Here is a 26,940-nt window from a genome sequence, read left to right as displayed (position 1 = left end):
GATTCAACCTTAGTGTTATGCATCAACTCTCTCAAAAATTACCAACGTCGTTCAAACCGCCGGCGTAAAAGAACAGCTGCAATATTCATAAAAATGAGAAAAATCATTAATATAATAATAGCACCTGATGTCTTCTCCACAAAAGAACGCTCTGCTTCACTTGCCCACATAAAAATTTGAACAGGCAAAGCTGTTGCTGGATCCATTGGCGTAATGGGAATATCCACAACAAAAGCAACCATCCCAATCAAAAGCAAAGGCGCTGTCTCACCCAGTGCTTGAGCCAAACCAATAATTGTGCCTGTCAGAATACCAGGAGCTGCTAAAGGAATCACATGATGAAAAACCATTTGCGTCTTCGATGCACCCAACCCTAAAGCTCCTGCACGAATAGAGAATGGAACAGCTCGTAAAGCAGAACGCGTAGCAATAATAATTGTTGGTAATGTCATAAGAGCCAAAACAAGCCCTCCAACAAATGATGCTGAACGCGGCATCCCCATAAAATTGATAAAAACAGCAAGTCCTAGAAGACCAAAAACAATCGAAGGAACAGCAGCAAGATTATTAATATTAATTTCAATAAAATCTGTGAATTTATTTTTTCGTGCATATTCTTCAAGATAAAGAGCTGTCGCTATCCCTATTGGTAATGAAATTACTAAAACAATAATCATCATATAAAGAGAACCAATCATCGCGACACCTAAACCCGAAGTCTCAGGACGACTTGATGCACCAAATGTAAAAAAATGACGGTTGAAAGTCTTATAAAGAGTACCGTCATTAATTAAATATTTCATCCATTGTATCTGTTGATCAGAAATTTTACGATTTTTTTCTGGTACATGTAAATTAATCTGCCCCTTATATGCTGAATCAATATCTGACGCAGCTAAAACTTTAACTTTTTGCGTTGTTCCAATTAAATGAGGATTTTTCACCACTATATCACGCAACTGAACACGAACACTCTGCGAAAACATACGGTTAACATTACGCATAGATATCTGATGATTGAGATCGACCCCAAGTTTTGTTGCCAAAGCATTCTGTACAAGAAGTGGATAATTAGCAGTTACTAATATCTTTGGATTACTCTCACGCTGACCACTAGGGTCAATCACTTTTTCATCCAAATAAACTGATAAAATCATCTCACTTTGAAAAAAAGCTGTATAACCTTGACTAACAATAGACCATAAAAGAATTGCCAAAAAAAACAAACTAATAAAGATAGCACTTAAACCATAAATACGAAAACGGCGTTCAGCTCGATAACGACCTTTAAGGTCAATATTACGACGATGTAAAAAAAAAGCTTCACTCATTCATATCGTTCCTGATATCTACGTACTATATAAAGAGCTAAAATATTCATTAAAAGAGTCAGAATAAAAAGTGTCATTCCCAAAGCAAAAGCTACAAGTGTCTGTGGAGAATTAAACTCAAAATCACCCGTTAATTGATTAACAATTTTAACCGTCATTGTTGTCATCGCTTCAAATGGATTAAAAGTAAAATTTGCAGCAACACCAGCTGCCAATACCACAATCATTGTCTCTCCAATTGCACGTGATGCAGTCAACAGAAGTGCTCCCATAATCCCAGGAAGAACAGCTGGTATAACTACTTTTTTAATTGTTTCAGATTGTGTTGCTCCTAAACCATAAGAACCTTCACGTAAAAAACGTGGAACAGCAGTAATAATATCATCTGATAAAGATGAAACAAAAGGAATCAACATAATTCCCATAACAATACCAGCCGTCAAAACACTTTGAGCCATAATAAAACTAACCCCACCAGAAAGAGACAGTGAAAGATTGTGCAAAAAAGGCCCAACAATCTTCAAAGCAAAGAAACCGTACACAATAGTTGGGATGCCAGCAAGTACTTCTACTAATGGTTTCACAATCGACCGTAATCGAATTGAAGCATATTCAGCCATATAAAGAGCAGCAAATAACCCAACAGGTACAGCAAAAAGCATAGCAATAAAAGCAATATAAAGCGTACCAGCTAATAATGGTATTAAACCAAATTGTCCCACACTATTTTCTGCATGATTCATTGAAAAACGGGGATCCCATACTGTCCCCAAAAAGAAATTTGATAATGACACAGATTGAAAGAAATTCATTGTTTGAAAAAACATAGAAACCACAATACCAACCGTTGTTAAAATAGCAATTGTAGATGCACAAACCAATCCAATAATAATCAAACGCTCAACTTTATTACGGGCACGTTGGCGCGGAGAAACTTGCATAATACCAAAAATAAAACAGAAAAATGTAATAATAGAAAACAAAATATGACCAATAAATTGCAATTTATCATAAAAAAAATGCCATAACTCTGTAATTTTCAATATATAATCTGGCACTGTTACGGGCAAAACAAATCCTTGCACTAACAATTGAGCTCTCACATCCTCATATAAAGTAGCGGTAAGAGCTCCTTTAAAGTGAGGCATCATTTTGATTAACCCGCGGATAAGCCCATGCTTATCTATTTCTATCATAGACACCATATGAGCTTCCAACTCTCGTGAAACAATATATTCCAAATAAGCAGAACTACCAACATTCCAAAAAATTAAAAAAATCAGAGCTGGAATAATAGTTATTAAAAATGTCCACCAACCATAATAATGTGCACGAGAATGCATCTTAAATCCTGAACGTTCAAGGCAACGCGCTCGCATATAAGAAATGCAAAAGCCAATGATACTAAAAGTCAACAAGAGAAAAATAATGAAAGAAATAGCCATCTTGTTTTTCAATTTCTGTAAAAAAGAAACATAAAATAATTCCACATCATCAATATAAAAAATTACTGCAAAACCATGACTTTACCAGAAGAAAAAGCATCTCGTTGCAGCTGTCTTTCTCTTTCAGAAAGAGGAACTAAACCATATTCAGTTAATGGACTATGTAAACCAATCATTTGATCAGAAAGAAAGAAATCAACATATTCTTGCATACCTGGTACAATGTTTAAATGCAATTTCTTAACATAGAAAAACAACGGACGTGCAATCAAATATGTACCATCAGAAATTGTTTCAACAGTTGGATAAATACCATTAATAGATGCAACCTTAAGTTTATCTGCATTGTTTTCATAAAAAAACAAACCAAAAACCCCAATTCCTGTTTTAGAAGAAGTAAGACGAGCAAATGTCTCAGAATAATCACCATCGATATCAATAACTTTTCCATCTTTACGGACAGCAATACAAGTAGCATTAATAGCCTTATCACTCATTCCCAAAGCCTTCATCTGCTCAACTGCACCACTGGCTTTACAGCCAATAGAAAGCACTTTTTCTTCAAGAACTTCACGAGTTCCATGCTTTTCACCAGGAATATAAGCTGTAATTGTCCAATCAGGAAGATCACTATTGACTGCACTCCATTTCATAAATTTATTTGGTTGCAATTTTCCATCCACAATGACCTGCGCAGCTAATGCTCTATACAAATCCACTGGCTGCAATTTCCAATCAGGACCATTGATATCTGTCGCAAAAACAATGCCATCATACCCAATACGCATTTCTTCAATATCCTTTACGCCAGCATCAAAACAAGATCGTAATTCATCTGATTTCATTGCTCGCGAAGTATGAACAATATCAACTGTTTTCTTCCCAATACCACGACAGAATTCCTTAATACCAGCTCCTGAACCTCCCGATTCAATAACAGGAACTTTAAAATCAGAGTACATTTCTCCAAAGACCTCAGCAACAATTTTCCCATAAGGCAAAACTGTCGATGAACCTACAATATGAACTCGATTGCGAGCATAACTAATATCAACCAATAATATAATAGAGGAAATAAACCCTATTCCAATTGATAACAATTTCCTCATTTATAATTCCTTTAAATTTAATTCAAGATCTATCGTTGCATTACCGTAACATACAAAATTAATTCATATCAGTCATATGATAAACTATGTTATAGTCATTTTTAATTTAAGCGTTTAAGTTCAACAATATCCCAAAAAAGAGAAGCGATATCTGCGCCTCCAAAGCGTTTAATTTCACGAACTCCTGTAGGAGATGTAACATTGATTTCTGTTATATAGTCCCCAATCACATCAATCCCTACAAGAAGCAAACCACGTTTTTTTAAAGATGGGCCAATACGTGCACAAATTTCATAATCACGTTCTGTCAAACCAATATATTCTACATGACCTCCAACATGAATATTAGAACGAACATCGGTAGCTGTAGGAATTCGATTAATTGCCCCAACTGGCTCACCATCAAGCAAAATAATTCGTTTATCTCCCCTTCGTACGCCCTCTAAATAACGCTGCACAATAAAAGGCTCTTTATAACTTTTTTCAAACATTTCGACCAGTGATGCGAAATTGCGATCGTCATGTTTTAAATGAAAAACACCCGCCCCTCCATTCCCATAAAGTGGCTTAAGAATGATATCGCCAAATCTAGATCTAAATGCCTTTATTTCTTCAATATCCTTTGTAATGATTGTCTCTGGCATTAAATCAAAGAATTCAGTCACAAAAATCTTTTCCGGACTATTACGCACCCACATTGGATCGTTCACAACTAGTGTTTTAGGATGAATACGTTCTAAAAAATGAGTGGTAGTGATATAATGCATATCAAAAGGTGGATCTTGTCGTAACAAAACCACATCCATATCCATTAATTCCGTACGTACAGACTCACCTAATTGGTAATGAGATCCTTCTTCATCACGTACAGTTAGTGGCTCTAACCGAGCAATCACACACCCATCACGTATAAATAAGGAATCCGGTGTATAATGGAAAAGAGAATGTCCACGTTCTTGAGCTGCCAAAGCAAGTGCAAACGTAGTATCTCCTCGGATCTCAATCGTCGCAATATGATCCATCTGAATAGCAATTTTCATTAATAAAACCTCCTACCGCTGACTGCCAACTGGTCAAGCAAACATAAATTTATTAAACAGTAAAGGAAACTATGACAAGAGAGAGCCTATGATAAAAGAAAGTGATAAAAAATTAAGTAAAGAAGAAATCGAACGCTACGCACGCCATATCATCCTCCCTGAAATTGGTGGAATAGGACAACAAAGACTTAAAACTGCACGTGTTCTTGTCATTGGTGTAGGTGGTCTTGGAGCTCCTGTCTTACTCTATCTTGCTGCAGCAGGGGTTGGAACTATTGGAATTGTTGATGATGACATTGTTTCATTATCCAATTTACAACGTCAAGTTATTCACAGCACAAACACAATTAACCAATACAAAACCATCAGTGCAGAAACAACAATAAAAGCAATAAACCCTCATGTTAAAGTTAAAAAATACAACTTTCGACTGAATGAAAATAATGTGGATCAACTGCTTAACGCCTATCACATCATTATTGATGGTAGCGATAATTTTTCCACGCGCTATCTCCTTGCAGATCATGCTGCCCAATGTTCTAAGCCTTTAATAAGCGGAGCTATACACCGATTCAAAGGTTCACTAACAGTACTTATGCCTTATAAAGACAATAATCCACACTATCGGGATTTATTTCCTAATCCACCAGCTCCAGATACGACACCGACATGTGCTGAAACTGGAATCATCGGTGCCTTGCCTGGAGTTATCGGTACATTACAAGCAATGGAAGCAATTAAATTGATCACAAATATCGGTAAACCTTTAGTAGGAAAACTTCTTCTTTATAACGGATTATCAGCACAATTTGATATAATTTCCTATAAACGATCAGCTTCTAACGCAAATGCAGCAGACATCAAAGTTTGCGTATAAGGATTTTTTGGACAAGAAAAAATACGATCAGCAGAACTATATTCAACTATTTTGCCATGACGCATAACAATCACTTCATGGGCAAGCGCTTTAACAACTTTCAAGTCATGACTAATAAATAAATAACCTAAATGATATTTTAGTTGCAAATAACGTAAAAGATCAACAATTTGTGCCTGCGCACTCATATCAAGAGAGGATGTTGGTTCATCAAGCATAATAAGGCGTGGTTTAAGAATAATTGCGCGCGCAAGGGCAATCCGCTGTCTCTGTCCACCAGAAAACTCATGAGGATAACGAAAACGGGTCTTAGGATCGAGATCAACTTCACACAAAGCTTCAATCACGCGATCATTACGATCAGAATAAGAAAGCTTAGGTTCATGAATTGATAATCCCTCAGCAATAATTTCACTGACAGACATCCGTGGAGAAAGTGAACTAAAAGGATCTTGAAAAACAATCTGAATATGACGACGCAAAGAACGCATCTGCTTAAAATTAAAATTGCTTATATCTACACCATCAAAAATGATTTGACCTTTAGAAGAAAGCATTCGTGTCAACGCAAGTCCTAATGTTGTTTTTCCTGATCCCGACTCTCCTACAACACCAAGCGTTTTCCCAGAACGAATTATAACATCGACATCCTGAACAGCTTTTACATAATCAACGGTCCGTCGAAACAATCCTTTTTTAATTGGAAACCAAACTTGTACTTTCTGAGCTTGTATCAAAATAGGTGCGTTATTATCAGCTTGAAGAGGATGATTTTTAGGCTCCGCTGCTAATAATTGCTTGGTATAAGGATGTTGAGGATTTTTAAAAATTTCATTTGTTGAACCATTTTCAACAATTTTTCCTTCCTTCATAACGTAGACACGATCTGCAATACGGCGCACAATAGACAAATTATGCGTAATAAAAAGCATTGACATTTTGCGATGCTTTTTAAGCTGTATTAATAATTCAAGAATTTGTGCTTGAACAGTTACATCCAATGCAGTTGTTGGCTCATCAGCAATCAATAATTTTGGATTATTCGCAAGTGCCATTGCAATCATCACACGTTGTCGTTGACCCCCTGATAATTGATGAGGGAATGAATCCAAACGTTTTTGTGGTTCACTAATACCTACTTGTTTCAGTAAATCAATAATGTGCATGCGCAATACTTGATCAGAAATCACTGCATGCATTCTAAGAACTTCACCTATTTGACGCTCTACGGTATGTAAAGGATTAAGAGAAATCATCGGCTCTTGAAAAATCATAGCAATATCTTTGCCACGAATTTTACGCAAATCTTCTTCTTTCAGCTTCATTAAATCTTTATTATTAAAGAGAATTTCACCCGATTGATCAAGCCTTTTCAAAAAAGATAATAATTGTAAAATAGAGAGTGCTGTTATTGACTTTCCTGAACCTGATTCCCCAACAAACGCTACTGTTTCCCCTTCCCGAACATCGAAAGAAATTTGTTTAAGAATATATTTTTTTGTCTCTGTCTGACAAAATGCAACCGAAAGGTCACGGACTGAAAGCAATTCTGTCATTATTGTATCTTTCGTGGATCAAAAGCATCTCGAGCTGCTTCACCAATAAATGCCAGCAAAGACAATGTCACAGCAATAACAAAAAAACCTGTGATACCAATCCAAGGAGCATTTAAATTAGAGGTAGCCTGCCGCATTACCTCTCCTAAAGAAGCATAACCAGGGGGAAGGCCAAAACCTAAATAATCAAGCGATGTTAACAATGAAATCCCTGATGTCAATAAAAACGGCAAATAAGTTAAAGCAGCAATCATAGCATTAGGCAACAAATGACGTATCATAATAATCCTATTAGGAACGCCTAACGCGCGTGCAGCATTAATATAGGTAAAATTTCGTGCTCGTAAAAATTCTGCCCGTACCACACCAACTAATACGACCCATTGAAAAAGCAGCATAACACCCAATAGCATCCAAAAGCCCTGCGCTAAAACTGCAGCCATAATAATCACTAAATAAAGTGATGGTACAGAAGACCATATTTCAATCAAGCGTTGACAAATTAAATCAATCCAACCACCAAAATACCCTTGAATTGCACCAGCTGTAATACCAATAATTGCAGAAATAGCTGTTAAAAGAATACTAAAAATTATTGATACACGAAAACCATATAAAACTCGCGCAAAAATATCACGCGTTAAATCATCAGTTCCAAGCCAATTCCATTGATGAATAGTACACTCTGGGTCAACACTTCCCTGTGCATAATGAATACAACGCTCCTCTTTGCTTTGAAGCCAAAAAGGAGGCGCTAATGCTACAGTTTTATTCCCTACCACCGTATTATAGGAATAACGAACCATTGGCCACAATGCCCAACCATGTTGGGCTATTTCATTTTGAATAAAAGGATCACGAAAATCAGTTTTAGCCAAATTTCCACCAAATTTTTCATCAGGATAATCAAAAAAAATAGGAAAAAGAAGCTCTCCTTTATAAGAAGCAATAATCGGACGATCATTAGCAATAAATTCTGCTGAAAAAGAACAAACACATAAAAATAAAAAGAGCCATAACGACCACCAACCGCGACGATTCTGCTTGAAATTGTGCCAACGACGAGCATTTAATGGAGAAAGAAAAGTCCATCGTTTCAATTTATCATCATACAATCTATTGTCTCTTTCCTTTTCCATCACAAGTCCTTTTTATCAAAGTCAATACGTGGATCAACCATCATATAAACAACATCAGAAATGAGGCTTATAATAAGACCAATTAACGAAAAAATATAAAGAGAAGCAAATACAACAGAATAATCACGGCTAACAATAGACGTATAACTTAAAAGGCCTATACCATTTAATGAATAGAGCATTTCAATTAATAAAGATCCACTAAAAAATGATCCCATAAAAGTCGCAGGAAAACAAGCTATGATAACCAAAATCGCATTGCGAAATACATGGACATAAAGAACTGAATGCTCACTTAAACCCTTAGCACGAGCGGTAATAACATATTGCTGGCGAATTTCTTCCAAAAAACAATTTTTTGTCAATAATGTCGTTGTCGCAAAAGAAGAAATAACCATCGCTGTCAATGGTAAAACTAAATGATATAAATAATCCAAAATCTTTTCTCCAAAAGATAATGTCTCAAAATTATCAGAAGTTAAATGACCCAATGGAAACCAATCGAAAAAGGACCCCCCAGCAAAAAAAACCATTAAAAAAATACCAAAAAGAAAACTTGGAATCGCATAGCCAATAACAATAACAGTACTTGTCCACGCATCAAAAGCAGACCCTTCTCTGAGCGCTTTACGAATTCCCAATGGTATAGAAATAGCATAAGAAATTAATAAATGCCAAAAACCAAGAGAAAGAGATACAGGTAATGCATCTTTAATAAGGTCAATAACTGAACGCCCCTGTATATAAGACTCCCCAAAATCAAAACGCACATAACGACTAAGCATTGTTAAATAACGTTCCAAAGGAGGCTTATCAAAACCAAATTGTTTTTCAAGTTTTGTGATAAACTCTGGATCCAATCCTTGTGCACCGCGATATTGAGAAGATCCGGACGATAATGACCCAACATGAGCACCATTAGCAATAACATCAGAAGATAAATTAAAATCTCCACCACCTGCTATACGCCCTGTACCATCTCCCCCTATTCCTTGTAATTGAGCAATGATATTTTCAATAGGCCCACCTGGAGTAAATTGAACGATGATAAATGTTACTGTTAAAATACCAATAAGTGTTGGTATAATCAAAAAAAAACGTCGTATAATATAAGCTGCCATTTATTTGTATTTCCTTTTCAATAACAACGTATCATATTATTTTAATGACGCATCAATAATGATTTTTGACAAATTCAAAACAACAAAATTATAAATAAAATCTAGGCCTATGTTTTTTAAAACATTAACTAATCTTATTCATCATCCTCTGGTAGAGGAACAGAATAATCAGATAAACTACGCAAATAAAGCAAAAGATCAGCACGATCTTGATCATTTTTAATCCCACGAAAAGACATAATTGTTCCTGGAAATGCTTGACGTGGTGATTGAATATAACGATCTAAAGTAAAAAAATCCCATTTTTTATCAGAATTCGCACGTAACACTTTTGAATAAGAAAAATTTTTTATACTTGCAAAAGGACGGTCCACGATCTCCCAAAGTGATGGACCAACACGATTAGATCCACCAGGTTTAGAAGCATGGCAGATCGCACACTGACGAAAAATCTTCCGTCCATTCTCAAGATCACCTTGTTTAAGAAGATCACTCAACAATAAAGATTTGTCAGATATATTTTGTGTTTCTTTAAGCTTATCATTATCAGTAATTTTAGAAGAATGTTGCACTGAATCATTAGAAATCATATCGCTGATCGTGAAAATACCCACTAAAATAATCAACAAAAATAAACACGCGCACATTAAATAAATGAAGGTCAATCGTTTCATAAGAATTTTAAAATCATCTTTCTATTATTATTATTTTTAGTTTAAGCTTTTCCCTTATCATGTACAATATTATAAAAGCATCAAATTTATAATATTTGGAACTCTATAATGACTCTTGAACCACTCATTCTTATTCCTGCTCGCATGGAATCAACACGTTTACCGGGTAAAGCTCTCGCTGAAATTTCTGGAAAACCTATGATCGTTCATGTTGCTGAACAGGCAAAAAAAACTGGGCTAACGCGTATTATCATTGCAACAGATCACGACAAAATCGCTCAAACCGTTACAGCTTATGGCCATGAATGCATCATAACCTGTACCCACCATCAATCAGGATCTGATCGCATTTATGAAGCCTTAACCAAAATTGATCCTGAACGACGCTATAATGCCATTTTGAATGTACAAGGTGATTTGCCAACAATCACGCCTAATGCCATCTTAAGTACCTTACGACCTCTAGAAAATAATTTAACTGATATTGCAACATTGGGAACGAAACTGATTGAAGAGAATGAAAAAATCAACCCAAATGTTGTGAAAATTATTGGCACACCAATTGCTCACAATCGCCTTCGTGCTCTTTATTTCACTCGTGCAACAGCACCTTATGGAGATGGACCTTTTTACCATCATATTGGATTATATGCTTACCGGCGTGAAGCTCTTGAACAATTTGTCACACTGAAACCCTCCACACTTGAACAACGTGAAAATCTTGAACAATTACGCGCATTAGAAAATAATATGCGTATTGATGTGGAGATAATCGATACAACTTTTTTAAGTGTTGACACACAAAATGATCTTGAAAGAGTCCGTAAAATTCTAGTGTAAAACTAACTGCAATAATCAACACAATCCTTTTTTCAAAAAAATATAGAATTAATTGCTATATTATTTTTGGTATATCTTAAACTTAAGCAATGTTGTATTATCAATCAGACGTGATCATTCTAAATAACTTAAAAGGGGAATATATAAATGAAAAAACTTCTATCTCAAGGGCTAACTTTTGTAAGTATTTTGATCTGTAATGATGCTTTTGCTGGATTTAGCGAACATGAATGGACATTTGCACCTCATGAAAAGGTTGTAATTCAAAAAAACGAGGAATTTAGACACGGGGTGGAATATGGTTGCAAAAACCTCAATCCTGCAGCCACATTTCGTTTAACATATACGGATCCTCGTGGCTTAGAAGATCTGAAAATTATTTCTGAAAATCCAAGTCAAGTAACTCATAACAAAAACAAAAAAGTATTTATCATTAATAATGTTGAATCCCTTGACGTAGGTTTCCCTTGGATAGGAGGACCTTATACTTTTGAAAATATAACTGACAAAAAAATTGTAGGAACAAACTGTGATACAGGATTGTATAAATAAGGATAAGTATACCTTAAAATTTTAAAATTAAGAAAGATTTATTTCTATGTGAGTACGCTTTTATAGCGCTTCCTGAAAATTCATCAAATTCAGATACAAATTTTAATCATCTGTATCATATTTTTGGTTCTTGCTTGATTTTTTATTTTAAATCGATAATCTAGATAGAGGGAGGTTGGTGATGGACGAACTGCTCGCCAACCGGGTCAGGTCTGGAAAGAAGCAGCCCTAACGAGTTTTTGTACGGGTCATCGTGCCAACCTCCTTACTTTTTAAATAATGGTCCTCTACATTGATTTTGGAGGAGAATAAGGTCTTTAGTATGAGATACAAACTTACTTTAGGTCTTTTAATAACAGTTGGAACAGTTTTCAACTACAATGTTTTTAGCCTTTTAGGATAACATTTCTGTCTCACAAGAAGAGAAATTTTGAGCTCTCTTAAATTCAAAAAATTTTAGTCTTAAAATAAACTCATTAAAAAACTCTCTTAATATTTAAAGAGATTTCTGTTAATCTACCTCTTTTTATTATTGAGTCTTTATCAAAAAGAGCTTCAAAATTGGAACAATTAATAGAAAATACGCCAGCAACAATGGCCTATCGCGTTCTTGCTCGCAAATATCGACCTCAAAACTTCTCTGACCTAATTGGCCAAGAAGCAATAGTGTGTACTCTCAATAATGCCTTTAAAACAGGACGTATTGCACAAGCATGGATGTTAACGGGGATTCGTGGAGTAGGAAAAACCACAACAGCACGTATTTTAGCTCGAGCTCTTAACTACAAAACCAAAGATATTGATCAACCAACCACCCTATTCGATACACTTGGTGAGCATTGCGCACAAATTATTGAAGGTCGCCATATAGATGTTATAGAAATGGATGCTGCTTCGCATACTGGTATTGACGATATTCGTGAAATTATTGAACAAATCCGTTACCGCCCCGTTTCTGCACGTTATAAAATATATATTATTGACGAAGTTCATATGCTCTCAACACAAGCATTTAATGGTCTATTAAAAACACTTGAAGAACCTCCTCCACATGTGAAATTTATTTTTGCAACGACAGAAATCCGTAAAGTTCCTATTACAATTCTTTCACGCTGTCAGCGTTTTAATCTGCAGCGTATTGAAACAACTGTTTTGGTCACTCATTTACGCAAAGTTGCTCAACTAGAAAAAGTTGAAGCGCAAGATCAAGCGTTATTCATGATTGCCCGTGCGGCAGAAGGATCTGTCCGTGATGCGTTATCTATTTTTGATCAAGCAATTGCTTATGGTAATGGTAAAGTTGATGCCACTGCAGTAAGCCTCATGTTAGGATTAACGGATCAATCTCGCATTATTGATCTCTTTGAATCCCTTATGAAAGGAAATATTGTTAATGCATTGCACGAATTACGCAATCAGTACAATAGAGGTGCAGATCCTTTTGTTATACTAACAGAACTAGCTGATTTTAATCATCTAATTACACGATTACGTTTGACACCAGAAATAATAGAGAATTTATCACTTACAGAAGAGGAACGCTCAAGAAGCTTAAATTTTTCACAAAAACTTTCTATTCGTGTTCTTTCACGCAGTTGGCAAATGCTTCTCAAAGGCCTACAGGAAGTCAATCAAGCTCCCCATCCTATTCAAGCTGCCGAAATGTTATTGATTCGTCTTGCCCACATTGCTGATTTACCAACTCTTGACGAAGCTTTAACAAAATTCACACGGGAAAAAAAAACACCTATAATTGTTGAAAATCATTCTTCTCAAGAAACAATAAATGAAAGCAATCTTATAAAAACAGAAGTTGCACATAGTTACACTTCCTCTCCAATTTCAGATACACTGCAAAACCAATCTAGTTGCTCTCCCGAATATATAAAGATTAAAACTTCTGAAAAGATCGATTTTTGTAATAAGATTGAAACTCGCGAAAATGTTCAAACGAATCAACTTAATAAAAATATAATCAATTCATCTCAAATTGACCCCCAATTAGACACAAAAGCTACAAAAGAAAAAATCATCATAGATTCTTTGCAACATATTGTTGATCTAGCCGACCAGCATAATGAAATACATTTCAAATTATTGATCAAAGAATTCGTTCATCCTGTTTCTTTTGAACCGCAGCACATAACATTAAGACTCGCTGAAGAAGCCCCACGCTCCCTTGAACGTGATATAAAAAAATGCTGTACCAATGGACTGGAAAACACTGGACTATAACTCTTGTCAATGAAGGAGGAAAACCAACTCTACAAGAAGAAAGTGTTGCTATACAAAAATCTCTTTTTGCCGATGCACAAACGGACCCTGATATTGCAAAAATCCTCAATACTTTCCCAGGAGCAAAAATCATTGATATTCGCTTCAATAAAAAAGAAAATGATCTTGATTTAATCCCTAATATCTTTGACACTGATAACAATACAAATGATGAATAAGGAAACCCATCCCTATGCGTGATATGATGAATATAATGAAAAAAGCCAAAGAAATGCAAACAAAAATGCAGCAAATGCAAAGTGAATTGGCCAATCTGCAAGCAACTGGTATAGCAGGTGGAGGTCTTGTCAAAATCACTCTTAATGGTCAAAATACTATATCAGCCATAAACATTGATACTTCATTGATGAATCCTAAAGACGTAGAAATTCTTGAAGATCTTATGATAGCTGCCTATACTGACGCTAAAAGTAAAATTGATGTAATTATTGAAGAAAAAACTAAAAGCGTGACTGCAGGAATGCCAATCCCACCGGGTTTTCAATTTCCGTTTTGATAAACAAATTATATTTTAATCTCTTGGTATAATAGTATGTCTAAACATATTGCAGGCCCCGAAATTGAACACCTTATTCAGCTTTTAGCACGGATACCAGGTCTCGGACCACGTTCAGCACGTCGTGCCGCTCTCTATCTCATCAAGAAAAAAGAAACTCTGTTAGAACCTCTAGGATCTGCAATACAAGAAACTGCAAATAAAGTTCGAATTTGTTCTGTTTGTGGTAATGTAGACACAACAAATCCCTGTTCAATTTGTACAGATCCTCACCGTGATGAATCAATAATCATTGTTGTTGAAGATATTTCTGATCTCTGGGCTCTTGAACGTGCAAAATTTTTATCAGCACGTTATCATGTCTTAGGTGGACGACTGTCTCCTTTAGATGGCATAGGACCTGATGAACTAAACATCGCCTCTTTAATCAACCGCGTTACTAATAATTCAATTACAGAGATCATCTTAGCCGTTAATGCTACAGTTGAAGGACAAACGACAGCTCACTATATTACCGATCAACTTTCCCTGTTTTCCATTAAAATCACCCGTCTTGCCCATGGAGTACCAGTAGGTGGTGAACTAGATTATCTCGATGACGGAACGTTAGCTGCTGCTTTACAAGCAAGAACTAATTTTTGAAATTATTTCTCGGTCGTTTTTTGATAATCCCTAAATTTTATGATAGAAGGATCTTAAAGGCCAATATTTTGTATAATGCGCGGCAGGGGAACTTCTAAAATGCCAAATAAAAATTTATCTTTTATAGTCAATTTAGGACCAGGAATTTTAATCTGTGCGCTTATATCGGCATCCGCTTATGGTTTAGAAATTATAGAAAAGAAACTTCTTGCAGAAGCATGGATTGAAACTCTTGTTTTAGCGATTTTATTAGGCTCTATTGTCCGTAGTTGTTCTTCTCTTCCAGAATATTTTGATAAAGGTATAAATTTTTGCGCAAAAATACTTCTGGAAATCGCTATTGTTCTTCTAGGTGCAAGCGTTAGTGTCCACACAGTACTTTCCGCCGGTTGGACTTTACTTGTTGGTATTATAGTTATTGTATTTCTTACTATTTTTATCAGTTTTATTATTGGACGATTTTATGGACTTTCTAAAAATTTAGCCATGCTTGTCGCTTGTGGTAATGCTATCTGTGGTAATTCAGCTATTGTAGCCACTGCGCCTGTTATTAATGCAAAAAGTGAAGAAGTGGCTGCATCAATTGCATTTGCTGCTCTCCTAGGAGCTATTATTATTTTCATTTTGCCTTCTTTACAACCTCTCTTTAATTTATCATTTAATCAATATGGTATATTAGCAGGTATGACCGTTTATGCTGTTCCACAGGTTTTAGCAGCAACAACATCTGTATCTTTTGTGAGTGTTCAAATAGCAACTCTTGTTAAATTAGTGCGAGTTTTAATGTTAGGTCCGATCATTTTTACTCTAGCAATCATTTACCCTCGGCCAGGACATCATCTACGTTTACATAATTTCATTCCATGGTTTATCATTGGCTTTATTATCATGATGCTTATACGCTCAGCAGAACTTATTCCTACAACTGCTCTTACTCCTATCAACTTTATTACTCAACTTTTCACTATTATTTCAATGGCAGGATTAGGATTAAGTGTTGATATTCGTTCATTAAAAAAAGCAGGATGGCGCGTGATATGTGCTTCAATCACCTCTATATTTTTCCTTAGTGTCTTCAGTATTCTTATGATAAAACTTTTTAATTTTGATCGCATAACATTTTAAAAAATTTACATCGAATACTTCACTTTCTTAAATATAGCTTACAGAACAACGTAAAATATTGAACCTATTTCACATGTATTGTCTTTCTGTGATAAAAGATACGCTATGCTCAAATACAGCTCAAAACAATTATATATCCTATTGATCTCATTATTTTTTAATATTTCACTAGAGATAAAGAAAATTTTTAAAAATCAAAACTTATCTTTTATTTATTACTATATTCCGCTAAAAAGCATTTATGCTTATTCTTGCTATAGATACTGCTTCAACTTATTGTGCTGTCGCACTTGTTCAACATAAATCTGTTATCGCACGCATCAGTCAATGTATTGGCAAAGGTCATGCTGAGAAACTCATTGGTCAAATCGAACAGCTAACTCATCAAGCAAATATTAAGCTTGATCAGATTAATCGCATTGCCGTCAATATTGGACCGGGATCATTTACAGGTATACGTGTAGGCATTGCTACAGCAAAAGCTTTGGCCTTAGCATTAGAAATTCCAGCTATTGGAGTCAGCTCACTTGAAGCATTAGCTGCACAAGTAGCTAATAAACATATCACATCAATCATTACTGTTGTTATTGAAGCCGGTAGAGGAATGTTCTATCATCAAAATTTCAACAAAAATCTTATAGCTTTAAGCATGCCCAGCCTAAAAACTCCTGAAAATATTATCGCAGATCTATCCGAACACACTATGCTTACTGGCCCAGCTGCTGAAATTATTACTCTCTATATTAAAAACAATACAATGAGCAAAAAATTATACTGGATTCCATTCCATGTGATGCTGCAGACGTTTTAACTTATGCATACCTAGCTGCAAATAAACAGCCCCCAATACCACCGCATCCCCTCTACTTACGCGATGCTGATGCAAAACAACAAACTGATTTTGCTTTACCACGAAAACAATAATGGCTAAATCTTTGTTGACAAAAAAAAATTTTATAATCGCACCATTAAGCTCTAAAGATAGTGTTTTTCTTCATCAAATTCATAAAAATTGTTTTTCTATAGCGTGGACACAACAAACATTTGAGACTTTTTTAAAAGATCATTCTATCTTTGGCTATAAAGCCCATCTCATTGGACAATCTCATCAAATTTTAGGATTTTGTCTCTGCCGTCTTATTCTTGGTGAAGCAGAAATTATAACGATTGCAGTTAATTCTAATAACCGTCAACAAAAAATTGGTCATTTTCTTATTGATAACATATTTCGCCACCTTCGTCGTAAACGTGCAACGAAACTTTTTCTAGAAGTAGAAGAAACCAATCTTCCTGCCTTAGCCCTTTATAAACGATTTAAATTTCAAAAGATTGCTAAACGCCCAGCCTACTATCAATCACACAATGGACTCATAGATGCAATCATCATGCAAAAAACTTTCAAGCAAATAGATTGAGATTAAAAAAAAAAACGTTTAGAAACGCAATATGGATCATCGTACAAATTCTAAAAATATACTTCCCAGTGGCCCCAAAAAAGTTTTTATTAAAACTTATGGATGCCAAATGAATGTTTATGATAGCCAGCGAATGAATGATAGTTTAAGTGCTCAAGGCTATATTGCCACACAAACACCAAATGATGCAGACCTTATTCTGATTAATACCTGCCATATTCGAGAAAAAGCAGCAGAAAAACTTTACTCTGATCTTGGTCGCTTACAAATAATACGTCAAGGACGTACACATGATAAACCTTTGATGATCGGTGTTACAGGTTGTGTTGCGCAAGCCGAAGGCAATGAAATCTTGCGACGTGCACCAACCGTAGATTTTATCATTGGACCACAAATGTATCATCGGCTACCGGAACTATTAAAACAAGTCAAACAAGGAAAAAAAGTTATTGAAACAGATTATGCCGTTGAAGATAAATTTTCTCATTTACCACCTCATAACAAACAAGCTGTTCGACAAAGAGGCATTAGTGCATTTTTAACAGTGCAAGAAGGTTGCGATAAATTTTGTACCTTTTGCGTTGTTCCCTATACACGGGGAGCAGAAATATCCCGATCCGTTAAGCAAATCACAGCTGAAGCGTACCAACTTATTGAAGCAGGTGTAAAAGAAATTACACTTCTTGGGCAAAATGTAAACGCATGGCATGGACAGAGTATCGATGGAAAAACTTGGCGCCTTGGAGATCTTCTCCATCACCTAGCTAAAATTGATGGTTTAAAACGATTACGTTATACAACAAGTCATCCACGCGATATGGATGACAGTCTTATTGCTGCACATCGAGATCTTGATATACTTATGCCTTATCTGCATCTTCCTGTTCAATCAGGTTCAGATCGTATCCTGAAAGCAATGAATAGACAACATAAAAGTATTCATTATCTTAATCTCATCGATAAGATCCGTGCTGCAAGGCCTGATATTGCTTTTTCAGGCGACTTCATTGTAGGATTCCCGGGTGAAACTGACGAAGATTTTGAAGAAACTATCAAGCTTATTCAACAAGTAGGCTATAGTTCGGCTTATTCTTTTAAATATTCACCTCGACCTGGTACAGTCGGTGCAACAATGAAAAATCACGTTGATGAAACGGTCAAAAATGCTCGCCTCCAGCATTTACAAGCCATTCTTCTCGACCAACAGCATACATTCTTACACTCTAAAATTGGTCAAACAACCGATGTTCTTATTGAAAAAATTGGTCGTCACTCTGGGCAAATGATAGGGCGCTCCCCTTGGCTTTTACCTGTTGTCGTAAATACACAAGCCTCTATTGGAACTATTATGAAAATTCGTATTACAAATGCAAGCTCTAATAGTTTCATCGGTGAAAAAACCGACATATATTAATATTAAAGAAATTTCATAGTTCTATTTAAAAATATAATCTTAAAAAGCTATTTCACTTTTAAAGATAAGTGCTTATATTAAAGCTATGATATAAACAGATAAGGAGTAAGGGTTGAAAGCATCAACCAAAAAATCGAAGCAAAGTCCAAAGATAAAAGGTATTCCCTCTCAAAATACAAATATCTTTAAAAAAGCTAATACAGTCAATACTAACCATGTTGTTTTAACATTTGAAAACAACAATACTGCAAAAATAGTTTTTGGTAAATTTGATGAAAATCTTGCTTATCTTGAAAAAAAACTCAAGCTTGATATCCGTCCACACGGTAACAAAATTTTAATTTATGGAGCAGCTATTGCCGTACAACAAGCACACTATGTATTAGATCAGCTTTATCAAAAAGCAAAAACACATCCAGAGCTTACTCTATCAGATATGGAAAGTGCAATCGCTATGGCAAATTTGCCCGATGAACAACAAGAAAAACTTCAAATAACTCAACCTTCTGCACAACATACACTAGCACAACTTAATACCCATAAAAAAACAATTTATGCTCGTACTTTAACACAAGACGTTTATATGCGTGCCATGGAACATGCTGAACTTATTTTTGGAATAGGTCCAGCAGGCACTGGAAAAACATATCTTGCCGTTGCTCATGCTGTCATGCTTCTTAAATATGGTATCATTGAACGAATTATTCTCTCACGTCCAGCCATTGAGGCTGGAGAACATCTTGGCTTCCTTCCCGGTAATCTTAAAGAAAAAGTTGATCCCTATTTACGTCCCCTTTACGATGCTCTGTATGATATGATAACTGCTGAAAAAGTAGAACGCATTTTAACCTCTGGAGTTATAGAAATCGCTCCTCTAGCGTTCATGCGTGGTCGAACACTTGCTCATTCAGCAATAATCCTCGATGAAGCACAAAATACTACACCTATGCAGATGAAAATGTTCCTTACACGCCTTGGAGAAGGATCACGGATGATTATAACGGGTGATTTAAGCCAAATTGACTTGCCTGCAGGACAAAAATCAGGTTTAGTGGAAGCAATTCGCATCCTTTCAGATATAGAAAATATTAAAATTATCCATTTTAATGAAAAAGATGTTGTACGGCACCCTCTTGTTTCCACCATCATTCAAGCTTATGATCGTGATTCTATTGAACAAAAAAAATACAACTCACAGGCTTTCCGTAAAAAAAAATGAGTGCAATTTCTCATGATTTCTATTGATATAACTATTGAAAGTGCTAAATGGAATAATGAGAAAATGCTTTATAATATCACTGAAAAAGCTCTAGTTACCACATTGCAGCATTTATCATTAAATGAAATAACAAGTGAGCTCAGCCTGCTTTTTACAGATGATACGCATATGGCGCAAATTAACGCACGATGGCGTAATCACAATAAACCCACAAATGTTTTATCCTTTCCTGCTTTTCCTCTTAAAGCTGGACAAAATCCTAAGCTTATGCTTGGTGATATCGTTATTGCGCAAGAAACTGTTATGCGAGAAGCAGAAGAAGAAAAAAAATCATTTCAGGATCACTTAACGCATATAATCATTCACGGTATCCTTCACCTTCTTGGTTATGATCATGAAACAAATGATGAAGCTAATCAAATGGAAAAACTAGAAAAAGAAATACTTCAAAAGCTAACTATAAAAGATCCCTATACTAAGTTGTTATAAAATGATAAAAGTTAAACTTAAGGTTAGGTTTACAAATAATAAAATTTAAAATAATTGGTGCAGCTATTATAATTGAGAAAGTTTAGAAAATTTTTAAAGCTATGGCGGATAAAATTAATACAAAAAATAATACTCAAATATCTTCTAATCCTGAAGAATATTCTCTACAAAAAACAAGCTATACAAAGAAAAATTCATTGCTAAGCTCTCTATTTTCATTTTTACGTAGACGCAACCATACATCACTACGTGATGGTCTTACTAATGTACTTGCTACTGATAACGAAAAGGGAACAACTCTTTTTTCTCCTGAAGAACGCACTATGCTTCATAATATTTTATGCCTACGAGAAGCACGTGTTGATAATATTATGATTCCGCGTTCCGAAATAGAAGCATTGGAAATCAATACTCCTCTCGGCGAAGCTCTTAAATTTTTTGCAAAAATTGGACATTCACGCATACCTGTATACGCTGAAACATTAGATGATCCACGAGGTATGATTCACATCCACGATATCCTCAATTATATAACCTCTTTTATTACCAGCTCTACTCGAAATGAACAAAAATATGACTCTCTACAACTGAATCATAAAGATTTACAACACCCTATCGGTGAACTAGACCTTATTAGAACAGTTCTCTTTGTACCTCGTTCTATGCTCGCAAGCAAATTATTAACACGTATGCAAACCACACGAACACAAATGGCTTTAGTGATCGATGAATATGGTGGTACAGATGGTTTGGTGTCTATGGAAGATATTGTCGAATTGGTTGTTGGAGATATTGAAGATGAACATGATAATATTGATAACGCTATCATACGCCAACCTGATAATAAATGGTTGGTTGATGCAAAGACTGAATTAAAAGATTTGGAAAAAGCTCTTGGTCCTGATTTTGTCGTGGGAGAATACGGAGATGAAGTGGATACCATTGGTGGTTTAATCTTTTCCATTCTTGATCGCATCCCTTCAAAAGGTGAAATTATTGAAACTGTACCAGGTTATCGTTTCCGTATTTTAGAAGCTGATAAACGTCGAATTAAACGATTATGCATTTTTCGTATCTCAGAAAATGAAAATCTTAAGGCACAACAATCTTATAAGGATAGCTAATTATTGTTAAAGAATCTCAACCTTCTCCTGCTTTCCATCACTGGTTGGAAACAGCAAATATGTGTTTTTTTATGCGGTGCTTTAACGTCTTTTGCACTTCCCCCCTTTTATTTAACGCCCATTTGTTTTTTAACATTTCCTATTTTCATTATTTTTCTCGATAAAATCAATACTATCCACAACAACAAAAAACGTCTTTTAACAAATGCACTAGCCTTTGGAAATTTTGGCTTTGGTTATTTTTTTTGTAGCCTTTGGTGGTTAAGTAATGCATTATTAATAGATCCAATCTCTTTTGCTTGGGCATTACCATTCTCTATTTTTTGTCTTCCTGTTTATCTTTCTTTTTATTGGTTTTTTGCTGGTATAATTGTTTCCTTATTATGGACAAAAAACATAGCACGCTTCTTTGTATTAGCCTTCTCACTCGGATTAGCAGAGTGGTTACGTGCTATCCTATTGACGGGTTTTCCATGGAATGCTCTCGGTTATACAGCTATGCCAACCCCAATGTTTATGCAATCAGATATGATTGTAGGACTCTATGGAATGAATATCCTTGCTATTTTATGCTATAGTTTACCAACTGTTTTATTAACAAATGAAAAAAAAAATTCAGCGCTTTTACTTTGTTTTCTTCTTATATTAGCCCATAGTGGATTTGGATTTTATCGTTTGAAAACAGCACCGAATATAGCAGAGTACCGCAATAATAACCATTGGGTTCGTATTGTTCAACCCTCTATCCAACAAGCCACCAAAATGAACAATACGAAAAGAAACGATATATTTGCAGCTCATCTAAACTTAAGTATTAAAACAGCTATTAGCCAAAATCCAGAGCCTGATTTTATCATATGGCCAGAAGCTTCTCTTCCTTATATTCTTAGTAATACGCCTTCTATTCTTACAAAGCATATTGGTTCTTTTCTAAAACCCCAACAATGGGCTATTATCGGTGCCATCCGAACCGGTGATGCTTCCCCTCCTTATACCCAAATACAATATTTTAATACAATTGCAGTAATTGATGCCAAAGGTGATATTCTTCACATATCTGATAAACTTCATCTCGTCCCTTTTGGTGAATATCTTCCCTATCAAAATTTACTAAAAAAGGTAGGATTGCATGTTCTCGCTGACACCATTGATGGATATACTGCTGCCAATGTGCGAAGAACCGTTATGATGCCAAATGGTTTTTCTTATCTTCCACTTATTTGTTATGAAGCGATATTTCCTAATATAACGGCTTTTAAAGGTCCCCCCCCTCAAGCAATTATTAATATAACAAATGATGCATGGTTTGGTAAAACGCCTGGCCCATATCAACATTTTCAACAAGCGCAACTTCGTGCCATTGAATTGGGAATACCTCTTATTAGAGCAGCAAATAATGGAATATCAGCTGTTATTGATCCTTATGGAAGAATTGTTTCTTCCCTTGAATATAATATTATTGGCGCACTTGATGCACCGATCCCACAACCAATTACCACTATTTGGAACAATAAATACAGAACATTCTCTACTTTCATCTTATTCATTCTTATGCTATTGTATCGTATTAGTTTTGGTTCTACAAAACAGCTTGAATGATTGAGTACTTATGTACAATATCATGTTATGTGTACCAGTAACGTCAAGAAAAGTATTATATATCATCCTCATTTATAATAAACTAACCTCACATGCACCTAATGTTTGTTTAAAAACAAAGCGCTGAAAATAAAGAGTTGCATTATGACCAAAACTAGAAAAAAACCCGATCCAATGGATATTTATGTTGGAACCCGTATTCGTTTGCGTCGTAATATATTAGGTCTTACTCAAGAAAAACTCGGTGAAAAATTAGGTATTACTTTTCAACAAATTCAAAAATATGAAAAAGGAACAAATCGTGTTGGAGCAAGCCGCCTCCAAGCAATTGCAGAAATTATGGATGTTCCAGTTTCCTATTTTTTTGATAAAGGAATTGGTATACAATCTTTAGAAGGTTTTACGGAAAGTGATAATAATTTTATAGATTTTTGTTCTAGTAGTGAAGGCATTCAATTAATGCGTGCTTTTACCAATATATCTGATGCTAAAGTGCGCCGAAAAATTATTGATTTAGCGAAGGCTCTTTCTGAAGAAGATCATAACGATGAGATATAAAATTATATTCTTTTTTACATTATTATTGACGATTTGGCATAGGATTGGCAAATAAAGCAAATTTGAGTCTACCAAACATGAAATATTGACTTCTTTTTTATTTGAGAGAGTTCCTATGCCGCATCAAAATTATTTTTTTACAAGTGAGTCGGTATCGGAAGGACATCCTGATAAAATTTGTGACCGTATTTCTGATGAAATCGTTGATATGGTTTACAGAGAATCTCACAAAGCCAAAACTAATCCATGGTTAATACGAGTTGCTTGTGAAACTTTAGTAAGTGTCAATCGTGTTGTCATAGCTGGTGAGGTACGTGTTCCCGATACACTCTTAAAAAAAGATAAAAACGGTCAATTTATACGCGATAAGGCTGGCTCTCTTATTGTTAACCCTACCCCTTTTCGTAAAGTTGTACGTCACGCCATTCGTGCTATTGGCTACGAACAAGAAGATTTTCATTGGAAAACCGTTAAAATTGATGTTCTTTTACGCCCTCAATCAGCTGATATCGCACAAGGAGTTGATCATGCCATTGATCGTCATGGTGAAGAAGGAGCAGGTGATCAAGGCATTATGTTTGGATATGCTTGCCGTGAAACACCAGATCTCATGCCTGCACCAATTTATTATGCACATAAGATTTTAGAACATCTTGCAATAGCCCGTCATAGAAAAGAGGGAGAAACTGGTAAATTAGGACCAGATGCTAAAAGCCAAATAACAATAGAATACAAAAATGGCAAACCTGCGGAAGTGACATCTATTGTCCTTTCAGTACAACACCTTGATGAAAGCTGGGATTCGAATAAAGTCCGTACAATTGTTGAACCCTATATTTTGCAAGCTTTACATGATATCCCAATCTCCAATCAATGCAGATGGTATATTAATCCAACAGGAAAATTTGTTATTGGTGGTCCTAAAAGTGATGCGGGATTAACAGGACGGAAAATTATTGTGGATACGTATGGTGGTGCCGCACCTCATGGTGGTGGGGCTTTTTCAGGTAAAGATACAACAAAAGTTGATCGTTCTGCAGCTTATGCTGCACGCTACCTAGCTAAAAATATTGTTGCAGCTGATTTAGCAGATCAATGCACTATTCAGCTCTCCTATGCAATTGGCATTGCAGAACCTTTGTCCATTTATCTTAACCTCCATGGAACAGGAAAAGTAGATGAAAGTGCTATTGAAGCCGCAATTCCAAAAATAATGGATTTATCACCAACAGGCATCCGAAAGCATCTTGATCTCAACAAACCTATTTACGCAAAAACAGCAGCTTATGGCCATTTTGGACGCAAACCAGAGCATGATGGTTCATTTTCTTGGGAAAAAACTGATTTAGTTGGACAACTTAAAAAAATGATTAAAATATCATGACTACACATAAAACGCGTATGAGTGAAGCTTTTTTTGGTCGCCGACGAGGAAAACGGCTACGAAACAATCAAATTACACTTATAAATACGCTTCTTCCTACTCTTAACATTGATTTAAGCAAACCTGCACCTTTAAAGTTAGTATCTTTATTCACCAATCCAGTGGAAGAAGTTCGACTTGAAATTGGCTTTGGTAGCGGAGAACATCTACTCCATGAAATGAAGCGTTTTCCACGCACTGGTTTTATCGGTATAGAACCTTTTATTAATGGAATGGCAAAAATATTATCATACACTGAAAAGCACAAAGAATATCAAAATCAACTTCGTCTTTATAACGATGATGCTACACATTTTCTTGATTGGTTACCAACAGAATCTCTTGATGGAATAGATTTATTTTATCCTGACCCATGGCCTAAAAAAAAGCATTGGAAACGACGGTTCATTAATGAAAAAAATCTAAACCGTTTTTCTCGAGTTCTTAAAGCCGGTAAAAAATTCCGCTTTGCTAGTGATATAGATGACTATATCAATTGGACGCTTTATCATTGTATTCAACACAATAGTTTTGAATGGCTCGCACAAAAACCTACAGACTGGAAAATTCCCTATCCACTATGGCCAAGCACCCGATATGAAGCCAAAGCCCTATGTGAAGGCAGAACACCCACTTACCTTACTTTTATTAAACAATAAAAGATAAAATGCTTTACTATAAATAACTTGTAAAATTCTCTGTTTAAGAGTATAAAGAGATAGATTTTCGGCCTTATGATGAGGAGTGGTCCAGTTGGAGCCACTCTTTTTTATTGTAAGTTCGATAACAATTTGGATGAACCATATGAATGAAATTGAAAGAATGGGTGATATTGATGAACCGCGTTTATTTGAAGAAGATGGCGTTGCAGCACGTGTTTCTGCTCTTATTATACCATTACTAAAACCTTTAGGTTTTCGGTTAGTTCGCACAAAACTTTTGGGCTTAAATGGTTTAACACTTCAGATTATGGTTGAACGCACTAATGGCACCATGACAATAGAAGATTGCGAAATAGTTAGTCGAGCTGTTGCCCCTCTCCTTGACATAGAAAATGTTATTGAACGCAAGTATCACTTAGAAATTTCATCTCCTGGTATTGATCGCCTACTCGTAAGAAAATCTGATTTTGTTCATTGGCAAGGGCATCTCGCAAAAATTGAAACCAACACTGTTATTGATGGACGTCAAAAATTGCGTGGTAAGCTTAAAGATATTACACAAAATGGATTTACTTTAAATATCGAGAAAACAGCTCACAGAGAAGAAATAAATATATTTATTTCTTTTTCTAATATTACTAACGCGCACTTGATCCTCACCGATGAACTTATTCGTGATACATTGAAAAAAAATAAAGATTTAGACAAACAATTAATTTCGAACGATAATCTTAAACCTCTCAAGAACGAAAACAAATATAACACTTAAATATTAACAGACCCCCTGCCCTCATG

24 protein-coding genes, 1 other RNA gene and 2 pseudogenes are annotated in these 26,940 nt (G+C 35.4%); 19 read left to right on the top strand and 8 right to left on the bottom strand.

The annotated features are described in order from the left end of the window. Positions 1-38 precede the first annotated feature (38 nt). The 4 genes from pstA to gshB form a co-directional block, all read right to left on the bottom strand. Positions 39-1,331: a phosphate ABC transporter permease PstA gene (gene pstA / locus Bho11B_RS01955; protein ID WP_078673522.1), complete on the bottom strand. Its 1,293-nt coding sequence runs from the start codon at positions 1,329-1,331 to the stop codon at positions 39-41. Continuing rightward, on the bottom strand, positions 1,328-2,776 hold the full coding sequence (pstC, locus tag Bho11B_RS01950) for a phosphate ABC transporter permease subunit PstC (RefSeq protein ID WP_078673521.1): 1,449 nt from the start codon (positions 2,774-2,776) through the stop codon (positions 1,328-1,330). The genes pstA and pstC overlap by 4 nt, the downstream gene beginning before the upstream one ends. Positions 2,777-2,838: 62 nt before the next feature. Next, positions 2,839-3,885 carry a PstS family phosphate ABC transporter substrate-binding protein gene (locus Bho11B_RS01945; RefSeq protein WP_035005633.1) on the bottom strand — a complete coding sequence of 349 codons (1,047 nt, stop codon included), beginning with the start codon at positions 3,883-3,885 and terminating at the stop codon, positions 2,839-2,841. A gap of 101 nt (positions 3,886-3,986) precedes the next feature. Beyond that, a complete protein-coding gene (gshB, locus tag Bho11B_RS01940; protein ID WP_078673520.1) occupies positions 3,987-4,925 on the bottom strand; it encodes a glutathione synthase in 939 nt (312 codons plus the stop codon). Positions 4,926-5,013: 88 nt separating this feature from the next. On the opposite strand from gshB, the gene Bho11B_RS01935 reads away from it, so the two are divergent. Next, the gene (locus tag Bho11B_RS01935; RefSeq protein WP_078673519.1) at positions 5,014-5,802 is read left to right on the top strand and encodes a molybdopterin-synthase adenylyltransferase MoeB; all 789 of its coding nucleotides are present in this window, start codon (positions 5,014-5,016) and stop codon (positions 5,800-5,802) included. Here the strand turns inward: Bho11B_RS01935 and Bho11B_RS01930 are convergent. From Bho11B_RS01930 to Bho11B_RS01915, 4 genes are all read right to left on the bottom strand, one after another. Beyond that, entirely contained in the window at positions 5,748-7,358 is a 1,611-nt protein-coding gene (locus tag Bho11B_RS01930; RefSeq protein ID WP_035005627.1) for an ABC transporter ATP-binding protein, read from the bottom strand. The two genes, Bho11B_RS01935 and Bho11B_RS01930, sit on opposite strands and share 55 nt — an antisense overlap. After that, entirely contained in the window at positions 7,358-8,497 is a 1,140-nt protein-coding gene (locus Bho11B_RS01925) for an ABC transporter permease (RefSeq protein WP_051668830.1), read from the bottom strand. The genes Bho11B_RS01930 and Bho11B_RS01925 overlap by 1 nt, the downstream gene beginning before the upstream one ends. Continuing rightward, a complete protein-coding gene (locus tag Bho11B_RS01920) occupies positions 8,497-9,618 on the bottom strand; it encodes a microcin C ABC transporter permease YejB (RefSeq protein WP_078673518.1) in 1,122 nt (373 codons plus the stop codon). Before Bho11B_RS01920 ends, Bho11B_RS01925 begins: the two co-directional genes overlap by 1 nt. Positions 9,619-9,752: 134 nt before the next feature. Beyond that, a complete protein-coding gene (locus Bho11B_RS01915) occupies positions 9,753-10,292 on the bottom strand; it encodes a cytochrome c family protein (RefSeq protein WP_035005624.1) in 540 nt (179 codons plus the stop codon). A gap of 108 nt (positions 10,293-10,400) precedes the next feature. Between Bho11B_RS01915 and Bho11B_RS01910 the strand changes: the two genes are divergently transcribed. The 18 genes and pseudogenes from Bho11B_RS01910 to rimP all read left to right on the top strand — a co-directional run bounded on the left by Bho11B_RS01910 (position 10,401) and on the right by rimP (position 26,914). Beyond that, the gene (locus tag Bho11B_RS01910) at positions 10,401-11,132 is read left to right on the top strand and encodes a 3-deoxy-manno-octulosonate cytidylyltransferase (protein WP_035005622.1); all 732 of its coding nucleotides are present in this window, start codon (positions 10,401-10,403) and stop codon (positions 11,130-11,132) included. A gap of 147 nt (positions 11,133-11,279) precedes the next feature. Next, positions 11,280-11,684 (top strand): hypothetical protein, encoded by a 405-nt coding sequence (locus tag Bho11B_RS01905; RefSeq protein WP_078673517.1) that lies wholly within the window; start codon positions 11,280-11,282, stop codon positions 11,682-11,684. A 170-nt stretch (positions 11,685-11,854) separates the two neighbouring features. Further along, an RNA gene (gene ffs / locus Bho11B_RS01900) (signal recognition particle sRNA small type) lies at positions 11,855-11,952 on the top strand. 326 nt (positions 11,953-12,278) lie between these two features. Further along, positions 12,279-14,137, top strand: a pseudogene (locus Bho11B_RS01895) (DNA polymerase III subunit gamma/tau). A gap of 14 nt (positions 14,138-14,151) precedes the next feature. Further along, a complete protein-coding gene (locus tag Bho11B_RS06935) occupies positions 14,152-14,475 on the top strand; it encodes a YbaB/EbfC family nucleoid-associated protein (RefSeq protein ID WP_035005618.1) in 324 nt (107 codons plus the stop codon). Between the two features lie 36 nt (positions 14,476-14,511). Further along, positions 14,512-15,117 carry a recombination mediator RecR gene (recR, locus tag Bho11B_RS06930; protein ID WP_078698229.1) on the top strand — a complete coding sequence of 202 codons (606 nt, stop codon included), beginning with the start codon at positions 14,512-14,514 and terminating at the stop codon, positions 15,115-15,117. 99 nt (positions 15,118-15,216) lie between these two features. Further along, positions 15,217-16,242: a YeiH family protein gene (locus Bho11B_RS01885; RefSeq protein WP_078673515.1), complete on the top strand. Its 1,026-nt coding sequence runs from the start codon at positions 15,217-15,219 to the stop codon at positions 16,240-16,242. A gap of 241 nt (positions 16,243-16,483) precedes the next feature. After that, positions 16,484-17,166, top strand: a pseudogene (tsaB, locus tag Bho11B_RS01880) (tRNA (adenosine(37)-N6)-threonylcarbamoyltransferase complex dimerization subunit type 1 TsaB). Continuing rightward, positions 17,166-17,657: a ribosomal protein S18-alanine N-acetyltransferase gene (rimI, locus tag Bho11B_RS01875; RefSeq protein WP_078673513.1), complete on the top strand. Its 492-nt coding sequence runs from the start codon at positions 17,166-17,168 to the stop codon at positions 17,655-17,657. The pseudogene tsaB and the gene rimI overlap by 1 nt, the downstream one beginning before the upstream one ends. 31 nt (positions 17,658-17,688) lie before the next feature. Then, positions 17,689-19,071: a tRNA (N6-isopentenyl adenosine(37)-C2)-methylthiotransferase MiaB gene (miaB, locus tag Bho11B_RS01870; RefSeq protein ID WP_035005610.1), complete on the top strand. Its 1,383-nt coding sequence runs from the start codon at positions 17,689-17,691 to the stop codon at positions 19,069-19,071. 112 nt (positions 19,072-19,183) lie between these two features. Then, positions 19,184-20,290 (top strand): PhoH family protein, encoded by a 1,107-nt coding sequence (locus Bho11B_RS01865; protein WP_078673512.1) that lies wholly within the window; start codon positions 19,184-19,186, stop codon positions 20,288-20,290. Between the two features lie 12 nt (positions 20,291-20,302). Continuing rightward, positions 20,303-20,779: an rRNA maturation RNase YbeY gene (ybeY, locus tag Bho11B_RS01860; protein WP_035005607.1), complete on the top strand. Its 477-nt coding sequence runs from the start codon at positions 20,303-20,305 to the stop codon at positions 20,777-20,779. Positions 20,780-20,880: 101 nt separating this feature from the next. Beyond that, positions 20,881-21,903: a hemolysin family protein gene (locus Bho11B_RS01855; protein ID WP_078673511.1), complete on the top strand. Its 1,023-nt coding sequence runs from the start codon at positions 20,881-20,883 to the stop codon at positions 21,901-21,903. Between the two features lie 3 nt (positions 21,904-21,906). After that, entirely contained in the window at positions 21,907-23,502 is a 1,596-nt protein-coding gene (gene lnt / locus Bho11B_RS01850) for an apolipoprotein N-acyltransferase (RefSeq protein WP_035005603.1), read from the top strand. 144 nt (positions 23,503-23,646) lie between these two features. Continuing rightward, the gene (locus Bho11B_RS01845; protein WP_035005602.1) at positions 23,647-24,060 is read left to right on the top strand and encodes a helix-turn-helix domain-containing protein; all 414 of its coding nucleotides are present in this window, start codon (positions 23,647-23,649) and stop codon (positions 24,058-24,060) included. Positions 24,061-24,175: 115 nt separating this feature from the next. Continuing rightward, complete coding sequence (gene metK, locus Bho11B_RS01840) at positions 24,176-25,444, top strand: methionine adenosyltransferase (protein ID WP_035005600.1); 1,269 nt, start codon at positions 24,176-24,178, stop codon at positions 25,442-25,444. After that, complete coding sequence (locus Bho11B_RS01835; RefSeq protein WP_078673510.1) at positions 25,441-26,142, top strand: tRNA (guanine(46)-N(7))-methyltransferase TrmB; 702 nt, start codon at positions 25,441-25,443, stop codon at positions 26,140-26,142. Before metK ends, Bho11B_RS01835 begins: the two co-directional genes overlap by 4 nt. 145 nt (positions 26,143-26,287) lie before the next feature. Then, complete coding sequence (rimP, locus tag Bho11B_RS01830; protein ID WP_035006637.1) at positions 26,288-26,914, top strand: ribosome maturation factor RimP; 627 nt, start codon at positions 26,288-26,290, stop codon at positions 26,912-26,914. Positions 26,915-26,940 lie beyond the last annotated feature (26 nt).

The organism is Bartonella sp. 11B, from assembly GCF_002022625.1.
Taxonomy (GTDB): domain Bacteria; phylum Pseudomonadota; class Alphaproteobacteria; order Rhizobiales; family Rhizobiaceae; genus Bartonella; species Bartonella rochalimae.
The sequence above is the reverse complement of the archived record's forward strand: the minus strand, read 5'-3'. Positions and strand labels throughout refer to the sequence as shown.